General features: G+C 34.5%; 18 protein-coding genes. 3 read left to right on the forward strand and 15 right to left on the reverse strand.

What is annotated here, in order from left to right:
- Positions 1 to 32: 32 nt before the first annotated feature.
- The 4 genes from ACNRYB_RS06195 to ACNRYB_RS06210 form a co-directional block, all read right to left on the reverse strand.
- The gene (locus tag ACNRYB_RS06195; protein WP_473729537.1) at positions 33 to 671 is read right to left on the reverse strand and encodes a lysine transporter LysE; all 639 of its coding nucleotides are present in this window, start codon (positions 669 to 671) and stop codon (positions 33 to 35) included.
- 42 nt (positions 672 to 713) lie between these two features.
- Positions 714 to 1,391, reverse strand: a complete 678-nt coding sequence (trmB, locus tag ACNRYB_RS06200; protein WP_091490651.1) for a tRNA (guanosine(46)-N7)-methyltransferase TrmB — start codon at positions 1,389 to 1,391, stop codon at positions 714 to 716.
- A 139-nt stretch (positions 1,392 to 1,530) separates the two neighbouring features.
- A complete protein-coding gene (locus ACNRYB_RS06205) occupies positions 1,531 to 2,913 on the reverse strand; it encodes an ammonium transporter (RefSeq protein WP_473729538.1) in 1,383 nt (460 codons plus the stop codon).
- A 263-nt stretch (positions 2,914 to 3,176) separates the two neighbouring features.
- Positions 3,177 to 3,665, reverse strand: coding sequence for a nuclear transport factor 2 family protein (locus ACNRYB_RS06210; RefSeq protein ID WP_473729539.1), 489 nt, complete (start codon positions 3,663 to 3,665; stop codon positions 3,177 to 3,179).
- Between the two features lie 248 nt (positions 3,666 to 3,913).
- Between ACNRYB_RS06210 and ACNRYB_RS06215 the strand changes: the two genes are divergently transcribed.
- Entirely contained in the window at positions 3,914 to 4,573 is a 660-nt protein-coding gene (locus tag ACNRYB_RS06215; protein ID WP_473729540.1) for a hypothetical protein, read from the forward strand.
- Between the two features lie 149 nt (positions 4,574 to 4,722).
- On the opposite strand, the gene ACNRYB_RS06220 is transcribed toward ACNRYB_RS06215, so the two are convergent.
- Positions 4,723 to 5,037: an HPF/RaiA family ribosome-associated protein gene (locus tag ACNRYB_RS06220; protein WP_473729541.1), complete on the reverse strand. Its 315-nt coding sequence runs from the start codon at positions 5,035 to 5,037 to the stop codon at positions 4,723 to 4,725.
- Positions 5,038 to 5,382: 345 nt separating this feature from the next.
- On the opposite strand from ACNRYB_RS06220, the gene ACNRYB_RS06225 reads away from it, so the two are divergent.
- The gene (locus tag ACNRYB_RS06225; RefSeq protein WP_473729542.1) at positions 5,383 to 5,553 is read left to right on the forward strand and encodes a hypothetical protein; all 171 of its coding nucleotides are present in this window, start codon (positions 5,383 to 5,385) and stop codon (positions 5,551 to 5,553) included.
- Positions 5,554 to 5,667: 114 nt separating this feature from the next.
- Here ACNRYB_RS06225 and ACNRYB_RS06230 read toward each other — a convergent pair whose 3' ends face one another.
- The 5 genes from ACNRYB_RS06230 to ACNRYB_RS06250 all read right to left on the reverse strand — a co-directional run bounded on the left by ACNRYB_RS06230 (position 5,668) and on the right by ACNRYB_RS06250 (position 11,843).
- On the reverse strand, positions 5,668 to 6,651 hold the full coding sequence (locus ACNRYB_RS06230) for an HNH endonuclease (RefSeq protein ID WP_473729543.1): 984 nt from the start codon (positions 6,649 to 6,651) through the stop codon (positions 5,668 to 5,670).
- On the reverse strand, positions 6,638 to 7,747 hold the full coding sequence (locus ACNRYB_RS06235) for an HNH endonuclease (RefSeq protein ID WP_473729544.1): 1,110 nt from the start codon (positions 7,745 to 7,747) through the stop codon (positions 6,638 to 6,640). Before ACNRYB_RS06235 ends, ACNRYB_RS06230 begins: the two co-directional genes overlap by 14 nt.
- Positions 7,747 to 8,991, reverse strand: a complete 1,245-nt coding sequence (locus tag ACNRYB_RS06240) for a DNA cytosine methyltransferase (RefSeq protein WP_473729545.1) — start codon at positions 8,989 to 8,991, stop codon at positions 7,747 to 7,749. The genes ACNRYB_RS06235 and ACNRYB_RS06240 overlap by 1 nt, the downstream gene beginning before the upstream one ends.
- The gene (locus ACNRYB_RS06245) at positions 8,988 to 9,209 is read right to left on the reverse strand and encodes a helix-turn-helix domain-containing protein (protein WP_286968200.1); all 222 of its coding nucleotides are present in this window, start codon (positions 9,207 to 9,209) and stop codon (positions 8,988 to 8,990) included. Before ACNRYB_RS06245 ends, ACNRYB_RS06240 begins: the two co-directional genes overlap by 4 nt.
- 162 nt (positions 9,210 to 9,371) lie before the next feature.
- On the reverse strand, positions 9,372 to 11,843 hold the full coding sequence (locus tag ACNRYB_RS06250; RefSeq protein WP_473729546.1) for an AsmA family protein: 2,472 nt from the start codon (positions 11,841 to 11,843) through the stop codon (positions 9,372 to 9,374).
- A 232-nt stretch (positions 11,844 to 12,075) separates the two neighbouring features.
- Here ACNRYB_RS06250 and trxA point away from each other — a divergent pair, with 232 nt between their 5' ends.
- A complete protein-coding gene (trxA, locus tag ACNRYB_RS06255) occupies positions 12,076 to 12,393 on the forward strand; it encodes a thioredoxin (RefSeq protein ID WP_008466289.1) in 318 nt (105 codons plus the stop codon).
- Positions 12,394 to 12,621: 228 nt separating this feature from the next.
- Here trxA and ACNRYB_RS06260 read toward each other — a convergent pair whose 3' ends face one another.
- The 5 genes from ACNRYB_RS06260 to ACNRYB_RS06280 all read right to left on the reverse strand — a co-directional run bounded on the left by ACNRYB_RS06260 (position 12,622) and on the right by ACNRYB_RS06280 (position 18,216).
- Positions 12,622 to 13,845, reverse strand: coding sequence for a hypothetical protein (locus ACNRYB_RS06260; RefSeq protein WP_473729547.1), 1,224 nt, complete (start codon positions 13,843 to 13,845; stop codon positions 12,622 to 12,624).
- 50 nt (positions 13,846 to 13,895) lie between these two features.
- Entirely contained in the window at positions 13,896 to 16,103 is a 2,208-nt protein-coding gene (locus tag ACNRYB_RS06265) for a TonB-dependent receptor (protein WP_473729548.1), read from the reverse strand.
- 10 nt (positions 16,104 to 16,113) lie between these two features.
- Positions 16,114 to 16,581, reverse strand: a complete 468-nt coding sequence (locus ACNRYB_RS06270; protein ID WP_129746046.1) for a DUF4625 domain-containing protein — start codon at positions 16,579 to 16,581, stop codon at positions 16,114 to 16,116.
- Positions 16,582 to 16,596: 15 nt separating this feature from the next.
- Positions 16,597 to 17,517, reverse strand: coding sequence for a DUF4625 domain-containing protein (locus tag ACNRYB_RS06275; protein ID WP_165352410.1), 921 nt, complete (start codon positions 17,515 to 17,517; stop codon positions 16,597 to 16,599).
- Positions 17,518 to 17,865: 348 nt separating this feature from the next.
- Complete coding sequence (locus ACNRYB_RS06280) at positions 17,866 to 18,216, reverse strand: hypothetical protein (RefSeq protein WP_129746048.1); 351 nt, start codon at positions 18,214 to 18,216, stop codon at positions 17,866 to 17,868.
- Between the last annotated feature and the right edge of the window lie 40 nt (positions 18,217 to 18,256).

The following is an 18,256-nucleotide window of genomic DNA, read 5'->3' on the forward strand; positions in this document are numbered from 1 at the left end:
ATCCCGATAGCTATCGGGAGTGGCTATAAAAATTAACCAAAGTAGTAATTCAGGATATTAAAAAGTGTCGCAAGCGCAACCAATCCGGTTATAGTTCCTATAATAGTATTCATGTTTCGCATGAAGTAATCGGTTTTCTTTTCTATTCTTCCAAAGAAGGCTATATAACTATATAAAATTCCAAAAGCTCCGAGAACAGAACCCAGTACAAATGTTAGGATAATCGAATTTTCGAATATGAACAGTTTGTACGAAGCCAAAGTTACGCTCACCACAACATAGTACGGAATTGGAAAGAAATTCAGTCCAGAAAGTAGCATTCCGAGAAAGAAACGGCTTTTTTTGCTGCTCTTTTTTATTTTCGTTTTTTTCTTTGCGATCGGATCTTTAGCAAAAAACAAAAAATAAATGGTTAAGATAGAAAAAATGATAAAACCAGCTTCACGCAATAAGGTTACAACATCAGGACGATTGTCTATGACGCGAGCAAATAACACAGCGACATAAGCCTGAAAGAAAATAACGATAACAGCGCCGATTACAAATGACAATGCATTCTTTTTTCCCTCTTTCATTTTTATTTTGGCCGCTGTCATGTTGAGCAATCCTGGTGGAATTGTCCCAATGGCTGCAGCGATAAAACCTGAAAGTAAAGGAGTAAGGTAGGTCATTTAGTTATTAAAATCGGTTAGATAAAGGTTTCAAAATTAAAGTTAGTCTTTAATTTTGAAACGAATATACGTAATTGCCTTATTAATTTCTAAATATTGTTTTTCGTAGAAAGTTTGGATAGAAGTCACAACTTCTGGGCTTCCTTCGTTTTTGTAAACATTATGATTTGCATAAAGAACTTCGTGACCTTCACCGTGAAGCAATCCTAAAGTATAACCATGCATAAATTCGCTGTCGGTTTTAAGGTTTACGACACCGTCTTTTTTCAAAATCTTTTTGTACAGTTTTAAGAACTCAGAATTGGTCATTCTGTGTTTCGTTCTCTTGTATTTGATCTGCGGATCTGGGAAAGTAATCCAGATTTCGTCTACTTCGCCTTCAGCAAAAATATGATTGATCAATTCGATTTGAGTACGAACGAAAGCCACATTATGAAGTCCGTTTTCTACAGCAGTTTTAGCACCACGCCAGAAACGCGCACCTTTAATGTCAATTCCGATAAAATTTTTGTCTGGGTATTTCTCTGCTAATCCAACAGAATATTCTCCCTTTCCGCATCCTAATTCTAAAACTAATGGATTGTCATTTTTAAAGAAATCAGAGTTCCATTTTCCTTTTAAAGGCATTAAATCGCCTACAACTTCTTCTCTGGTTGGTTGAAAAACGTTTTGAAATGTTTCGTTTTCTCTGAATCTTTTTAGTTTATTTTTACTTCCCACTTTTACAAAAATTTTCGGCAAAATTAAGGAATATAAACGAATGAAAATAGCGTAATTAGGTTTAAAAAGTTTTCCGCCACGAATTCACGAATTTTATTTTAAAAATAATTTGTGAATTCGTGGCGGAAAAAAATATTTTTTAACCGTAATGAGGTTCTGTAATTGGTTTTAATTTTGGATCAAGAGATTCATCATGTTGAGACAAATCCAATCCGATGTGTTCTGATTCTTCTGAAACTCTCAGCGGAATAATGAAATTGGTTACTTTGAACAAGAAATAAGCTCCGAAGAAAGTAAAGATCGAAACTAAAACCAACGCCATCATGTGATGTCCGAAAACATTCCATCCGCCGTGAAGTAAACTTGCGTCTTCGCCGTGAGCGAAAATGGCAGTTAGAATCATTCCCATAATTCCGCCAACACCGTGACAAGCAAAAACATCAAGCGTATCGTCGAATTTTTTAGAATATTTACAGTTTACAGCTGTATTAGAAACCAAAGCCGTAATAAAACCGAAGAACATACTTTCTGGTACAGAAACAAATCCTGCAGCAGGTGTAATGGCAACAAGCCCCACAACAGCTCCAATACATGCTCCCAGAGCAGAAACTTTTCTTCCGTTCATTCTATCAAAGAAAATCCAAGTTAACATCGCTGCAGCCGATGAAGTTGTCGTTGTAGCAAAAGCCATTGCAGCAGTTCCGTTGGCAGCAAGAGCAGATCCAGCGTTGAATCCGAACCAGCCGAACCAAAGCATTCCCGTTCCTAATAACACAAATGGAATATTGGTTGGAATATGCTGGCTGTTTTTTCTTTTTCCTAAAACCAGAACTCCTGCCAAAGCTGCAAATCCAGAACTCATGTGCACCACAGTTCCTCCTGCAAAATCTTTAACGCCAAAATAGCTTCCTAAAACACCTGTTGGGTACCAAACCGCGTGGCATAAAGGAGCATAAATGAATATCGTGAATAAACTAATGAAAACTAAATAAGAAATAAAACGAACACGTTCAGCAAACGAACCCGTAATAATGGCAGGACAAATGATGGCAAATTTCATCTGAAACAAAGCAAAAAGCATAAACGGAATCGTATTGGCCAATTGTTTATGAGGCAGAACGCCAACATAATCCATAAAAGCAAAAGTCGTCGGATTTCCGAAAAAGCTATAAAAATGATCTCCAGAACCAAAACCAACCGGTTCTCCAAAAGCCAAACTAAATGCCACTACAACCCATAAAAGAGTAACGACGCCTAAGCAGATAAAACTTTGAAGCATGGTCGAAATAACGTTTTTCTTGCCAACCATTCCGCCATAAAAGAAAGACAATCCTGGCGTCATGATTAAAACTAAACAGCTCGAAGTAAGCATCCAAGCAACATCAGCAGGAACGATATGATCTATAGTTCCGAATTCTGATAAAACATAATTATTTTCTGTAACTGTTGGCCAAAATGCCCCTATCGTACATACGACGCTTATCATGATAAAGGAGATAATCCAGCGTTTTTCTATTTTCATTTTTAAAATACTTTGTTTAACCCTATTTTTTTTGGGGTCAAAGTTAGAAAAAAATAAAGATTCTTGTTTTAAAGGCTGTTAAAATAGAGGTATGGGTTTTATTTTGATCAATTTTGTAAAATACAGCTCATTTTTTTGACAGTATCTTATTCTAAAGTTACAAAAAAGCGCTGTTTTTGCCGAATTAATTAAAATTAATCTGCTAACAGCGCTTCTAATATGCTCAAAAAGTTACGTTTATAATAAGAAAACCGTAAAATGTTTTATTTTTTCTGAAGTTTTGCAATCAAAGCGTCTTCAATTGGCGCTTTTATCTTAGTTACAGCATCAACTTCGTCATTCGGAATCGTCATCGATAAAACATAATGCTGAATTTTCCATTCGTTGCCCACTTTAACCAAAACTCCAGAACCGCGACAGATTTTCATTTGTGTGTCTAGCAATTCGTCGAACCAAGCAATTTTTCCCGATTTATCAAAAAAGATATGACGTTCTAAAGCTTTAAAATTCCATGTTGTTCCTTTATCAAAAAATGGTTTTGCCCAAACAGCAAATTCTTTTTTAGTCCAATTTTCGGTTGCATCGGTTCCAATATAGATTGCGTTGTCTGCCAATACATTAAAGTAAGCATCATATTTTACTTCGCCCGCAGCTTTATGCCACGCGTCAAGAATTTGATTGATTTTGTTTTTGTCGGTTTGTGCATTGGCAAAAGTTGCAGCGAATAAAAGAAGTAAAAGTATTTTTTTCATGAGATATATTATTTGACTTTAAAGGTATAATTTTTTTGAATCATATAAGTGATATAAGAAAACTAAAGAAAACCCAATTATTGCCACAAAGGCACCAAGGCGCAAAGTTTATTTTAAGATGCCTAATGACTATGTACCTTTGCAACTATGTACCTTTGTACCTCATTAAATTATCATTAACAATATTCATGTCATTTAATCTCTCAAAAAACTACTATATTTGATTCATCAATACAAATACCCCAGTCATGAAGGCAAAATTACTTATAAGTTCACTCGCTGTAACTTCTCTATTGTTCGTTTCCTGTAAAAAGGAATTAGAACCGCAGGAAAGTACAGCAAACTCCGAATTAGTAAGGTTAGGACTTGCAAAAGATACAACTAAACCAGCTGCGCCAGTGGTGCAAAACCCTGCAGCAAACCCAAATACAGTTTTAAGCGATACGAAAGGAATTAATCCTGCTCACGGACAGCCAGGCCACCGTTGCGATATTGCGGTTGGAGCGCCTTTAAATTCTGCGCCAACACAACAAGTTCAAGCAACTCAAGGGCAAACGGTTCAGGTAAATCAGCCTCAGCAGAAAATGGTAACGACTACAACTACAACGCCAGTTAAAGTGGCAAAAGGAATGAATCCGCCACACGGACAACCAGGTCATAGATGTGACATTCCTGTCGGAGCGCCTTTAAACTCGCCTAAAGCAACAACAACTGCAACAACGACAAATACGGCTCAAAGCGGAACAGTTACGCAAAACTTTAGCGTTACTCCTCCAGCATCAAACCCAGTTCCTGCATTGTTAAGCACAGAAGGAAATGAGGCGACAGTTGCAGACGGAATGAATCCGCCGCACGGAAAACCGGGTCACCGTTGCGATATTGCAGTTGGTGCACCGTTGCCTAAATAAAGTAAACCATATAAGTGATATAAGTAATTTAAGATTTTCACTTGTTGTTATCTATAAAAAGCGAAGCCGTAAAGTACTACTTTACGGCTTCGTTGCTTTGTGATGTAAACTTAAAATGAACTTATATCACTTATATGGTTTAAAAAAAATTAATGTTCTTTTATTTTCTCGAAAGTAGAAGTCAATGTTTTTTTAGCTTTGGCCAATGCACCGCTGAAAGCTTTTTCAAGTGTTTCGGCGTGTTCTGTAACCGTAATAGGCTGTAATTTTACAGGACGAACTTCAATCACACATTTTTTGTCATGCAAGCTAAACTTTTCTCCATTTTCGTCTCCAAAGTGAACTTCTACGCGAGTAATTTTATCTTGAAAACGGTCTAAGCTTTTTTCTACTTCTCCAGAAAAATAACTTTCTAATCTTGCACTTCCTTCAATGTTTTTGTCGGTGTTGATTTGTACTTTCATAACAAATAAAATTTAATGATTCATTCCCAAACTTATCCATTTTGGCGGAAAAAGGCAAGTGAGTTAAGGAAATATTATGAATTATCTGAAGATTTATTTTTTCAATTTTGTAATTTCGATTTGGAGAAAATATACTTATAGTATCTTATTTTTTAAATAAAGAAAAAACTTACAATTTATTTTTGTTTTTCATATATTTGGAGTTCCTAAAACTTCAAATAATGAACACAAAAAAACTTTTTGCCCGTGCGGAATGCTGGCGGTATTGGAAACAACTGCAACGCGTATTTGAAGGCGTAGGACAGCTAACCCGTGCGGGTTTTATTTTCCCTAAACTTCAAATTTATGAGTACCAACACCCTTTCCAAAGAAACCGAATTGAGGTTAACAGAATTCTTCAACAATTCAATTGATTCAAAAAGTATGGCAAAAACCATTAGACAGGTAAATTTCCTAATTGCGTTAAATGCCATACGAGAAGACGGATTTATGAAAACTGAAACCGTAAATATTTAAGATGGTTTCTTTTGGTTAAATGAATTAGCAGAAATTCTTGATCCTTATTTGGGGATTGAGTAAGAGATGAGAAAAAGCCACGAAAGTGGCTTTTTTTGTTTTTTCGAGTTGTTCTTATCCTTTAAAAATATTATTTCTATGATATTCTAAATAATTTTCTCTTCCTGCAGTAGGAAGCATAGGATATTGTTTTTCTGGTGAGATACTTAATTTTGAACAAGTCATCTTTGAAAGCCAGGGAGATATTATAATTTTTTTATCGTTGCTAAATGAAATAAAACCACGATCAAAAAGTAAATCGAAAGTTGGAGTTAGCATAAAACCATTTTTTGGATCAATTTTTTCATCATCATCTGATTTTACCCAAGGTTTAATATGACTTGCAATTAATAAACGATCATCGGATATTAAAGTTATTGGGCAAAAAGGACATTCTTCTAGAAGAGCTTGTCTATATTTTCCTTGACCTTTTCTTGCTCTTAATAATTGAGTTTTAACTTCTGTTGGCAGTTCTTCTTCTTCAAGAATTTTAATTTCTTCTTCAATTACAAAAGGATTTTCATATTCGCCAAAATAATCTACAAAAGGTTTGAAATAAAAAACGAAATTTCCATTTGGGTCAATTAGTTTAATTGCAGAGAGATAACTTATATTTGGTAAAGCAATTTCACGAATTAATTTATAAATAGGATCGTTGTCAGGAGCTTTAACGTATATTCTTGGTCCAGCAATTTGTGTCTGTTCCATTAAAGTAAAAGGTAATACCTCATCAAGTTGTTCTACAGTATTCATTCTTTCTTGCCAAAGAGCAGGTAAGTTTTCTTTTCTTTGATAAGGTTGTTCAGGATTTTTATATTCACCTTCTGAATTAATTAAAAATTCTTTTAAATCTTTTTTTAATAAGAAACATTTAAGACGAAAGCCATTTTCTCCAAAGAAAGCTCTTGTTTCTGCATTTTCATTTCCGACATAAAATTTTGCTTCGCCATTCCCTCCTCCAATTTTATTTGATCGAGCTACAAATGAATCTGCAATTGTCATTTTTTCAATTGTATCGACAATTTCAAATAAGTTATTATTAACATTAATAGTTGCCATTACTGCTTTCTTCTAATTTTAAAAATTCTATTAGGTGATGTTTATAATACTCTTTATTGTTATCTGTGATTTCAATTTTTATGCTTGATAAATTGTCAATTCCTTTGCATACAAGATCGATTGTTTTTTGATCAAGACGTTTCGACCATAAAACATAGCCATTTGGATCGAAAGAAATATAATATTTGTCAAAAAGTTTGTCGAATGTCGGACTTAGTAAAATACCATTGTTTGGGTCTACTCGTTCATCACTGTTGGATATGGACCAGGGCTTAATATGTCCCGCAACTAATAATTTTTCATGATTTATTCCTGTAAAAAGACATTGACTTTTGTTTGAATTGAGAAGGTTTTTCCGGAAATTTGATTGACGAATTCGTATCTTAATAATTGCCTCTCTAACTGTTTCAATTTCCTGTTTGCTAAATTCTTCTATTTCGGAAAAAATTTGATTTATGTCATTTTTAATGGGATAATTATAATTAAAATATAAAAAAAAGAATTCTTTATCTTCACTGTTATTGGTTGGTATATCGATTATGTATTCTAAAAGGTCTGAATAATTTAAAGATTCTTTCAACATTATTTGGCCATTGCTAATCAATATTATATCAGAATGATTAAGAGCATTTTTAATTATATCTGTGTTTTTAACATGACCAGGAAAAATTTCAAAATAGGCATCAGGCCAAGGTAATGGAGTTTTAGATTTGTAAAGTTTTTCACAGACTTTACTATGGATGCTAAAAGGTTCTAGAGTTTTAAAGAGATCAAATCTTTTAAAACTTCTTGTATACGGATTAGGAACATAATATTTTGTAATCCAATTTTCTAAGTAAGAAGAGATTTCTTTATCAGAAGGGATGTATGTAAATCTAGGATAATAATTTTCATTTGATTCATAATAAAGGCCTAATTGACAAGCTAGCTGATATGGTGTGTCGAAAAAATATTGTCCATAATTTTCATTAGTAATTTCTCTAGCTAAATCAGAATTCATTATTGCTTTTGGTAAAATTTCAATCAACTCTTTTGCAGTTTGAAAACTAGGATTTCGCCAACGACAAATAGGATCAGGTCCTCTTTCTTCTTTCATTAAGATCCAAATTTAGTTATATCCATTTGTTTCATTAAAGCAATAAATACATTTACAACAATGCTATTTCCAGCTTGTCGATACATTTGGGTGTCGCTAACAACTTGTTTAAAATCTTCCTTAAATCCCATTAGGCGTAGGCATTCTCTAGGGGTTAATTTTCTTATTTTTCCTTTATTATGGGTTACATAATTATCCACGCCTGAACGATGCATTTTATGCATAGACTGTAAAATAGGTCTTGCAATTTCTAAATCAGTCCCAACTGTTGTTTTAAATGATTTAGTGCCAGTCGCTAACACATAGGCCTTTGTTTTTTCAGACAAATAATATTTTTCTTCAACATCATTTACATTAAAAATGAAGTCATTAAAACTACTTTCTGCTTCTTCAAAAACAAAATCTCCATGCCAGTTAAATTGTTGATTTGCTTTTTGGCATAAAGCAATTTCGCCATTTATTTGAGTGTATCTTTTATTTCTGTTTTTTGTGCTTGTAACAAATTTTACCCCTTTTTCTTTTAAATAATATTTACTGTCAATATAATCTTCAAGAAAATCTTGCATTTTATATTCTAATGGAATCGCTTCAGGAAAATGGAATTGAGTTTCGGTATCTCTAAATCCAACCACAAAAATTCGTTCTCTATGTTGTGGAATGCCATAATCTTTTGAGTTTAGTAATTGGTAATCAATTTTATACCCTAACTCTTTGAAAGTCTCTTTGATAACTTTAAAAGTGTTTCCTTTATCATGATTAACTAATCCTTTTACATTTTCGAATATAAATACCTTAGGTTGGCTTTCTTTTACAACTCTAGCAAATTCGTAAAATAGCGTACCTCTCGTATCTTCAAATCCTCTCCTTTTACCTACCATAGAAAATGATTGACAAGGACTTCCCCCAACCAATAAATCTATGCCTCCTTTATATTTTGATCCGTCAATTTGTTTTACATCTTCATACCAGCTTTTTTCTGAAATTTCATAATTAGCAAAATAACTTTGTTTAACATGTTTATCATTATCACAAGCAAATACGATTTCACTTTTTAAATCTAATCTTTCTAAAGCATGTTCTATAGATCCTATTCCACTAAACATTGTTGCTAAGCGTATAGTTGCATTGGGATTGCTAAATTTTTTATCAACCCAGTTTTCTTTTTCGTAAAAGATATTAAACTGTGGTTCGTTTACTTCTTCGTTGATAACTTCTTTGGTTTCTGCATATATCTTTTTCTTCATTTCTTAAAATTGTTATCGTTAAAAAAAGCTCCAAAATCAGTATTAAGAGCTGTTATTATTTTTTCTATTATTTCTATGGAAACATTTCGTTGACCTTTTTCAATATCTGAGATATAATTTCTATCAACGTTGGAAATATTGGCTAAATACTCGATTGAGTATCCGTTTTTTTCTCGAAGTTCTTTGACCTTGAATCCGAATTTTTCTTTGATATTCATAGTGTATAAAAATAGTTTTGTGCGTACAATTGACCTGCGTACAATTGGCCTCAAAAATATTTAGTTTTCAACTGGATATTAACCACGAGATTTGAGATTTATTGTAAAGAATAATTAATGAAGATTCCTCGTTCCTCGGAATGAAAAAAACAAGAATTTTTTTTACCCCTTATCCTTCTTCCCCCACTTAACCTTCATTTTTCCTTCATTATCATAAGCAATCAAATGCAGGACAATACCCTTTTCGCGAACGGCTTTTCGTTCTTCTTTGGTGGCGAGTTTGGCGTCGTTTTTAGAATTTCTTAGCGGAACGGTAAGCGCGAGATTGGTGCCTCGGCCGAAAGAATAAACGCCTTCAGCATCAAGGTTAAGAACGCTGGAACTTATAGTAAGTTTATTGACATCGACTTGTTCGCCGCGAAGATTGAGCGAACCCGATAAATCGCTGAAAGTAATATTCTCTACATCGCGAAACGGAAAAGCAAATTTGCCGACTTTCATAATCGGTTCAAAATTGATTAAGGCGCCTTGGTTGACATTAAAATCGAGTTTTCCTTTCATAGAATTCATGATCAAATCACCCGAGTTGCTCATTAAACCGGTTACGTTGGCATTGCTAGTTAATCGCCCGCGAATGTTTTTCGGACTGAAAGATTTGATTCCGAAGTTATTGAAAGATCTTAAAAAGCTAGCAATATCCACACGGTTTACCTGTGCGTTTGAAGTAAAAACGTAACGATTGCCGTTTGGCTCAACAGAACCGCTAAAGTTTATGCTTCCGCCAGAAGTATTTAATGTTCCGTTTTTAAGCAAAATCTTAGAATTTAGCATTTGCAGCGTTGCCTGTGTATGGGTTGCAGTAAGCGCTCCATAAGTGATTTTATCGGCTTTAAGATTAATCACAGCGGTACATTTTTCGATTACCGATCTTAATTGGTTCGTAAAATTGACATTCTGCTTAACGGGTTTTTTCTCCACTACTTTTTGTTTGGGAGAATTTTTTAAAACGCCTAAAAACTGTTTTACGTCAATATTTGGGCAGTAAATATTCCAATTTACCACCATTTTTTCTGGCGCATCGTAATAAAGATTCAAGAAATTATCGATTTTTCCATCAATACGAATAATGTTCTTTTTGTGTTTGTAGGCTATTTTTTTAATGTAAAGCGCTTCTTGCGTAAAGGACAATTGAACTGCAGTTTTTTCGGCATGAATTCTTTTCGGAAGATAATCGAATGTGGCATCAGCAATATCAACATCGCCTGTAAATTTGGGTTTATTGATATACAAATCAACAATATCAAACTGAAATTTCAAATTCGCTTGTGCGTGACCGCTTTCAAAATGAAGAATTTTCTCGTTCATCATTCCGTTCAATTTCGAAATATCAAAATCGGAATTTACAACTCCTGTTGCAATCGGTTTTTCTAAATTATTGATAACCGCTTGCGCAATTGTCAATGGAACATCTTCGTACTCGGCTTTAAAATTAGTCAAAATAATAGCCGAGTTCGGATCGCTGGATTCCTTCTCGGGTTTAAAAGTGTTAGTAAAAATTCCTTTAAAACTGCAATTGGTAAACAAACCGTCAGGAATTGTTAATTCGTTATCGCGAACATTTGCCTGAACCACAATTTTCGGATCGCCTTCAACATTCAAATCGCCTTTGATATCGCAGTTTACCTTAATTGGTTTTTTGATGTCAAATTGGTTAAGTTTCGAACTAATGTTTGCCGATAATAAATTGGAAGCATTTCGCCATAAAATATTCGTTCCGATATTGATTCCGAATAGCGAATTGTTTTTTCCGATATTAAAGAAAGCGATAATGTCAAAAACATCAGAACCAATTTTAAGTCCTTTGGTTTTAATATCTATTTTCTGATTGGCTTCGGCATACGAAATATCAAAATTGCCTTCGAGAATTTTCTCTTTGGCAAAACTTCCATGAACGGTATTAAAGGCAAGACTGTTGATTTTAGTTTTCAAAAACAAATTGGTTTGCCAGCTGTCATCTTCATAATTTACTTTTGAATCTAAACTAGCCACATCAAAATCAAATAATTTATGTCCCAAGTGATTGTCAATAATAACATGAACTTTGTTGAGGTTTACTTCGTCAATTGTAGTTTCGGGTTTTTCTTTATCGGTTTGAGGCTTTTTCTTTTTGGGTTTAAAAATATTGGCATTAGAATAACCGTTTTCGGCTTTGTAGATATAAATATCGGCGTCGTTGATCAAGATTTTATGAATATTGATTTCGTGTTTCAATAAACTCAAAATATTCAAACGCGCTTCAATTTCTTTTGCTCTCAGCAAAGTATGTTTGTGGCTTTGCCATTGATTATCTTTTATTTCGACATCATTTAGCGCCAATGTGAAGTTCGGGAAACCCGTTAGGAACTTATAATGAAAATCGCCAATATGAAATTTGCCATTTATATTCTCATTGATTTTGGTATTGACTTTGGCAATAATTTCGGCTTTATTTCGGTTAAAATATATCGATAGTCCTCCGCAGGCAAGTAGAAGAATCGCAATTAAGCCAAGAATAAAATATCCAAAGCGTTTGGCATATTTTTTAAAAGAATCAGATTGCAGAAAGGATTTTGTTTTGGATAGAGTTTCTTTCATGTGAATCGCGTTTTTGGATATACTAAAGATACTAAAAAAATGCTAAAAAGTTTATTGGTTTGATTTTCAGGTAAATAAATTGTAAATTTAGCGTTATACAGTTTATAATTATTGACAATACATTTATAATGAAAACTAATTTAGTAATGGTGTTTGATTTATTTTAAATTTTTAAATTTGTACTGTAGTTTGAAAGTTGATATTTCAGACCTAATTTTAATCTTAATATATTATGGCATTAGCAATAACAGATGCTACTTTTGATGAAGTAGTTTTAAAATCAGATAAACCAGTAATGGTAGATTTTTGGGCAGCATGGTGTGGTCCTTGTAGAATGGTTGGTCCAATCATTGACCAATTAAGCGAAGAGTACGCTGGTAAAGTAGTTGTTGGTAAAGTAGATGTAGATGCTAACCAAGAATTTGCTGCAAAATATGGTGTGCGTAACATACCAACCGTTTTGGTGTTTCAAAATGGTGAAGTAGTAGGAAAACAAGTAGGAGTAGCTCCGAAACAAGCCTACGCAGATAGTTTAGACGCTTTATTGTAATCTTAGATTGCGATTAATATAAAAAAGGTCCGACGAAAGTTGGACCTTTTTTATGTGTTGAATTTTTTAAACACATAGAAACATAGATTTTATGCTCGTAAAAGAGTTTAGAGAAAACTAGTTTTTACACATAGCTATGTGGTTTTAAATAAGTGAAACGTCTCTATACTCAAAGATAAGCTATGTTTCTATGTGTTAAAATAATTGCAATAGTTGTTCGAAAATTAATTAGTGGCTGTGAGTTTCGCTGTTTTCATAACCCAAAACCGTAATCATATAAGGCGTACTAGAAACTTTAGTCTTTTTAATTTCCAATGTAGTAAGGTTTACTCGCACTAATTCTCCAGTGGTTGGCGAAGTAATGTAAGCAAAACGGTCTGTAACTGCCATTTGAGGTTTTAATGTTGCATCTGTAGCTGTTTCTGCAGTCGCTTTAGTTTCTTTTACCGCTTGCAAACTGCTGATATCATAAAGTTTAAATTCTCCTGAATGCAATAAAACAGCCAGTTTTTTACGATCGTAACTTGTTTTGCATTGCATAATGGTTGTGTTCTGAATAATTGGTTTTACGGTATTAGCCACAACATCAATTAAATAAGCGCCTTTTGCAGCAGTGTAGCCAATGAATTTTCCAGCAGAAGCCGTTTCTAAAATAGTCCCAAACCAAGCCGTTCCAAAATCTGCTGGATGATCGATTAGTTTTTGGTTTCCGTTACTTTCTACAACCAAAATGCCGCTTGACGAACCAAAAACAGCATAAACACCGTCTGAAGCATTTCCGTGAATTCCTTTTGTTTGAATTTTAGCATCAAAAAGGGTTTTTCCGGTATTGTCGATGATTTTTACTTTTTCAGGAAGCGTTCCTGTAACCGAATTATCTTTTACTGTAATCGCATAAGTTCCGTTTGTAAAAGTCGCCATTGCACCGTGATGCGCCAATAAACCTGCGTTTATCGTTTTGAATGTTGCGCCAGCTTTGTTTACATCAGCTTCTTTACCAACAGAAAGCGTTCCGTCTCCATCGTTAAAAGTCAGGATTTCTCCAATTTTACTTTTAAAATGCGTTGGTTTTAAAGCGCTTGTGGCTAAAATTCCAAATTTCGGAACATCATCAACATCAATATGATCGCCGTGCAATTCCAATCCGCTGTCGAAAGTTTCTACGAAATTATTGTCTCTGTGAACAATTCCTGCATAACGTCCAGATTCTGTTGTGTACAAAGACGATTTTGCAAATTTTGCCGTAAAAGAACTGATTTTATCTTCATGCGGATCAAAAAGCGTTAGCTCCGTAGTTTTTTCGTCAGAAAGTAAAACTCGAACAAAAGTGTGTTCTTCTGAAGTGTCGTGATCATGATCATGATCGTCATGGTTGTCATCGTCGTTGCTGCAAGAAACTGCAAAAAGCGATACAGCGAATAAAAATAGTAGTTTGTAAAACTTGTTTTTCATTGTAATAAAGGATTTAAAATTTGTAAATAATTGAGTTTTGAATGGTTTGCTTATCGCGAAATCAAAAACGGAATCTTCATAGAAACAATAATGTTTCTTCCCGCTTCCGGAAGCTCGATAAGACGGTAAAAGCTGGTGTGATTTAAATATCTTGTATTGAATAAATTCTGGATCTGAATATTGATGCTGATATCCTGTTTTCCTGTTTTTACTTTTGAACCAAAAGCCACATTAAAAACATGACTTTCAGCCGTTTTTTTCTCAGGCGGAACAATATTATTTTGCTGTGCCGTAAAACGATAATCAACACCGAAATAAGGTTCTTTTAAAAAGGAAATTTGCGGTTCATAATTCAATCCGAACAAAACAGAAGGCGGAGGCGAGAACGGAAGCGTATAGCCTTTTTTGCTTCCTGATTTTTGTTCCGAATAAAGATATTCGGCGCCGATTTCTGCACTTAAAGATTTTAGGAAATAATATCTCGTTTGTAATTCGGCACCGTAACGAAAGACTTTACTTTGTTCATATTCAAAAACCTGATTTCCTGCTCCATAATAAATATCATGCGCTGAGGTTGGATTCAGATAAATGAAATTCGGAAAATAGTTCACAAACGGAGTCAGCTGAAAAGACCAGTTTTGCTGATTCCATTCCATTCCCAAATCCAATTGATACGAACGTTCAGCATCCAGATTTGGATTTCCTTTCTCGAATCGGAAATAATGATAATTTACACCGTTTGAGGCCAGTTCTTTGGCAATCGGCATTCTGAAACTTGATCCTAAATTGGCTTTTAGCGAAAGATTTTCAGGATTATAATTTGCTCCAACCGACCACGTAAAACTGTCAAAGGTTTTGGTTAAATCTTGAGAACGCTGTAAATATTCCAATTCCGTCTGATTGTTTTCAGAAACTGGACTTTGAAACCAATCGTAATATGATTTCATTTTGATTTTTCCGTAATCGTAACGAATAGCGCCGTGCAGAAACCATTTTTCATTCAGTTCAATTTTATCATAAACAAATGCGCCAGCGTTGAATTGCGTGAAAGCAGGAATAAGGAAACTCCATCCGCCGATGGCATTTTCTTGTCCAATAATATTGGTTCCGACAGTAATCTGATGGCGATTCAATCGGAATTCATCTTTAGCCGAAAATGACCAAACATCTTTATTATATTGACGTTCCAAATCTTGCGGAGCGTACATATCTTCAGGATAAATTGGCGGCATATAACCGTGATTGACATAATGGCTATATTCTCTTCTAAAGTTATTTTGAAAACCAATCTGCGTTTCAAAATCATGATTTTCCAATTGAAAAGAAGTTGTATTGCTAACCTTTAAATGATTGACTTGCTGATACGGCATCAAAATATCACGGCTCGATTTGTCGTGTAATTCAAGATCTACATTTCGAGGTTCAAGTCCATGCGCATTCGCGAAAAATCCGCTTTTGGTATGCACATTACTGAAATAGAAAACCGATTTAAAATGCTCGCCAGAATAACCCGTGCTCAAATGAAAATCAAGTTCTTTTCCAGCCGTATTTCGCAAATGATTTTTGTACAACGGGACAGCGTAACTATACACATGAACCACATCTGTCGGAACGCGATAATCGCCGTAATCCATTGTGGTAACACGCGAATCAAAGAACCAGTTTTTGTTTCTTCCGAATAAATTAATTGAACTTCCAAATTGCGCATTGTTGCTTTTTCCTGTAAGATCAACGCTTCCGCCAAAAGTATTTTGCAACGGAAGTGGAAGCGGTTTAATATTTATCGCACCGCCGACAGCATCAGATCCGTAAATAAATGAAGAAGGGCCTTTTATAATTTCTACTCGATTGACAGCATATTGATCGATTTCCAGTCCGTGATCGGCACCCCATTGCTGACCTTCGTGTTTCAAACCATTCTCAACCACAATAACCTGATTAAAACTCAAACCACGAATAAGCGGTTTAGAACCTCCAGAACCAATCGAAATGGTTTTAACGCCAGGCAATTTCTGCAAAGACTGCATCAAACTTCCGCCAAGATTACGCTGAATAAAACTATTGTTTACCGTTTCAACATTCAGCGATTCTTCTTTTTTGCGTTTCTGAACAGTATTATTGCTGATTAAAACTTCCTCTAGCTCTTTAATTTCTGATTTTTTTTCTGAAGGCTGATTTTGAGAAAAAGCTTCGGCTGAAAACAATAAACTGATGAGTAAAAAACAATATTTCCAATACTTGGATAGGACATTCTTCATTAATCTGATCTTATAAAATTTTAATACTTAAACCTTTCAGCGTTTGCCAGCCTTCTTTGTCCGTCAAGCGAATCATAAAATGATAATCTCCAGGATCAACATCAGCAGGAATGGTGATTTGTGCTGTTGCTTCGTAACTTTTCATTCCGTTCGGAATAGTATAATTGTTAATGAAAAGCATTGGTTTTACAGGCTTTTTTACCGCTTCCATTTCACAAGTTGTCACTTCTGTACTATGCGTGTGATGATCGAAGTTGTGATGAATGTCCAGACTGTAAGAACCCAACTCAACGTTATCGCTAAAAGAAGCTTTAAAAGTGATCGTCTGACCGCGTTCAATCGTACTGCACTGAATCGGAAAAGCATTTTGTGTAATATCAATCACAGGATATTCGGTATCGATTTCAGCATTGTCGCTTGAACAAGATGTTATAAAGACAAGGGCAAAAACGCCTAGTAGAGACTTTAAATTTTTCATATTTTTTGATTGGAATTAAAGTGCAAATGGAACCTCAAGAGATTGCGAAAAATTGATGTTATAAGTCGTGTTTTTATACAAAACCAGAAAAGTATAATTGCCAGTTGCCCAAGATTTATTAGCAACCAAATCCTGCGGAACAGGTAAATTATTGTCTTTTGATGCGCCAATTGTAAGCTTTGGTGTCTCTCTCAAAAACTTTGTCCCGTCCCACGGAATGTTCGAAAACTGACCAGCTTCGGCCATATTTTTATGTTCGAAAACATCATACACAATCACTTTGCTAAAATCAATCTGATCCACACTTTCCGGATTGTGTTTGGTATTTTTATTAATCAAAAGCAGATACATAATTCCGTCTCCTTTTACACCTTCAAGCGTAACCTGCGAACTGAAAATATCGTTGTTTTTGTATTTAGCAGTTTCATCAGAAAATTTGCCTTTTCTGTACATAAAAGCATCATTTATAAAAAGTGTAAATACTGAGGCAACTGGGTTTACAGGAATATTTTCTAATTTGTAAATCGTTAGGTTTTTCTTGATTTCTAGTTTCGTTCCGTTTTGATCGTTTATGATGATGATGAAATCGTATTTACCTTCAACGGCATCTTCGGGAATGTCAAAATGCTTGTGAATTGTGGCATTTTTTGCGCCTGCATATTGTGTCCAGGTAATTTCATGCGACCAAACTTTTGAATACGTTTCGGTACTTTTCTGCACAATTTTTACCTGTACATTTTCAATTTTATCTGAGGCCGTGACTTCAGCATTAAAATGGAAATCTTGTCCGATAGTAGCCGTTTCGTTGTTGCCAAGACCCAGTTCGATTTTGTCAATAGCTGGAATGGCCTGTTCTTTTTCTGAATCGTCGTTACTACAGCTTGTAAAAGCAATTGTCGCGAAAAACGAAGCCAGAATGAGTTTTGTTGTTTTCATTTTTTCTGATTTGATTTTGATCATTTTATAAAGAGTATTTGGGTTACGAAAGCATTGTGATTTCAATATTCAAGTCCCAGAGGGACGAAATATTTATAGAAATAAATTCATCATTTAGAAGAAAGCACCAGCGGGGTGAAACATCTTTTAAATGAATGAAAAACGACAGAACAGAACTAAAAACCTGAATAGCGGTCTAGTTCAAATGCTGTAATCGATAAAGTTGAAAAGAGAATTTCTTGTGCGGAAAAAGCAGAAATCAATGACAATTACAATATCAATCTTGTTTAGTTGCTTAAAATCAATGAAATAGCCGAATTGCCAAAGCAAAACAGAGCACAAAAAATACTAAAATGTAAAAGGCGGGGCTCGAAGTGAGAAAAGCGCCCCTTTAAAAAATGCAAAATGCGGTTTGCTGTAAAAACTAGTGTGTTTTACAACAGGATTATTCATGAAAAACTGAAAAACATGGAACTCAAATGTGCCAACAGCGCTGAACTTAAAATCGCAAATCGAACATTTATGAAACGAATGCAGTTTGGCTTTGAATTGCGGTTTTTCGGAGACAGAAAATTCTAATTTCTCTTTTGCCGAATGAGTATCCAAAATATGCTCATACGAATGGACAGCCGGAAAAAGTATTGCGAACAATACAATCAAAGGCATGAAGAGATTTATAAATTTAAGCTTCTTTTTCATTCGTTAAGATTACTTCTGATATTTTCAACCAGAATTAATG

The organism is Flavobacterium sp. CR10, from assembly GCF_055814415.1.